Genomic DNA, 1,494 nt, shown 5'->3' with positions numbered 1-1,494 from the left:
CGAGGCCGGGCGCACTCAGCGATGCGCAAGTGACGTTGCGTACGCATTATGCCGAAGCTCTCGCCGCCTATCGTGCAAGGCGCTTCGACGAAGCCCGCGCCGCCTTCAACGCGGCGCTGGAAGCGGTTCCCGGTGACGGCCCCTCGCGCGCGATGCTCGGCCGCATCGCGGAGTTCGAGGCCAATCCGCCGGCTGGCGATTGGGACGGCGGCTGGCGGCTGGAGCAGAAATAGCCGCGCCTCTCCGCCCGGCACGGAAAAAGTGATTCTACTCCATAACGATGTTCGTCATGACCTATTTCCCGGGCTTAGGCTCGACGTCCCTGAGGCGTCTGATGGGGACACGCCGATGACACATCTCGAGGACAGGCTGGAACGGTTCGAGACGCTCACCGCCGAATGCGAGCTGATTGCCAAGCTCGCCACCGACAGCGGCAAGCGCGAGTTTTATCTGAAACTCGGGGAAGAGTACCGTCAGCTGGCCGTGGACATGCGGCAGGCGATCGCGGCCAAGGCTGCGGCCTGAACCAGACTACAATCCGTTCTTAACGTTTGGCGCGCATTCTCGGCGCAAGCGGGCGTCGTGACCGGCGACGCCAGCTGGGAAGGCCGGAATTCGCTGCAATGCAGCGTGTCTCGCGAGAGTCGTTCTGCCATGCCTGACAGGGGCAATCCCATGCGCCTCGTTGCGGTGATCATGTTCGCGCTCATGACGGCGCCTGCGACCAGGAGCAGGACATCACCGGCTCGACGATGCCGGCCTGCCCGTTGCGCAGCTACAGCTACAATCCACGCGACATGAACCAGTGCGTCGCCGCCTGCAAATCGTGCGACCGCGGCACGACGGTCACTTGCACGACCTCCTGTACGTTGAGGGGGGCCCGCTGAGCGGGACCGCCTCCACCTTGCAGGGACGCGAGATCCAGTCATCCCCGTCATTCCGAGGCCGAGCTCGACGAGCTTGGCTGCCTGCACAGCGCATGAGGAAACACGGCCAGAAGTTCGCGGCTGACGGCCGGTGGTGCTTGGCACCGGAACGATCTACATGGGTTGATGATTGAAGGAAGCGGCAGGAAGCGGAGTTCGATGGAATGGGTATGCTCGATCCCGGTCGATTTCTGGTGTCGTGCTCGCATTGCGAGGCCTGGCCGATGGCGGCCAATGTGAAGCGGTCGAACTGGTCCCCGTCGCCGCACGAGGTCCGCTTCGTCTGCACGCGCTGCCGGCGCGAGGAGACCGCCATCGTCTCGGCCTCCGGCGAGTTGACTCCCGTCAGGCGGGTCGATGTCCCGCCACGCGACGTCGCCGTCGCCTGGGCCCAGGCCCAGCGTTCGCGAGTGCGGAGCTGAGCGGCCGGGCTACGCTCCTCTGGTCGGTGCCTGTTTCGCCCTCTGTCAACCTGCCGCCGCGAAAATATTCCGCTTTATCGAAATTCGGTTTTGACGTATGTCTCGCTCATCCCGGCTCATCCTTGAGGGGCGATCGTGAGGTCGTC

The 1,494-nt window shown here is 64.5% G+C and carries 3 protein-coding genes; all 3 read left to right on the top strand.

The annotated features are described in order from the left end of the window. Nucleotides 1-233: tetratricopeptide repeat protein (locus JHD07_RS19615; RefSeq protein WP_291624858.1), on the top strand; the 233-nt coding region annotated here is incomplete at its 5' end. Between the two features lie 115 nt (nt 234-348). Beyond that, on the top strand, nt 349-525 hold the full coding sequence (locus JHD07_RS19610; protein WP_291624855.1) for a hypothetical protein: 177 nt from the start codon (nt 349-351) through the stop codon (nt 523-525). Nucleotides 526-1,090: 565 nt separating this feature from the next. Beyond that, complete coding sequence (locus tag JHD07_RS19605; protein WP_291624853.1) at nt 1,091-1,348, top strand: hypothetical protein; 258 nt, start codon at nt 1,091-1,093, stop codon at nt 1,346-1,348. The last annotated feature ends 146 nt before the right edge of the window (nt 1,349-1,494 follow it).

The sequence above is a fragment of the Bradyrhizobium sp. genome (genome assembly GCF_016462955.1).
GTDB lineage: Bacteria > Pseudomonadota > Alphaproteobacteria > Rhizobiales > Xanthobacteraceae > Bradyrhizobium.
Note: the sequence above shows the minus strand (reverse complement) of the source record. Positions and strands in the feature narration are given on the sequence as shown.

What these genes read in the sequence shown, in the direction of transcription:
- JHD07_RS19610 (WP_291624855.1), top strand. Translation starts at nt 349, where the DNA reads ATGACACATCTCGAGGACAGGCTGGAACGGTTCGAGACGCTCACCGCC.
- JHD07_RS19605 (WP_291624853.1), top strand. Translation starts at nt 1,091, where the DNA reads ATGGGTATGCTCGATCCCGGTCGATTTCTGGTGTCGTGCTCGCATTGC.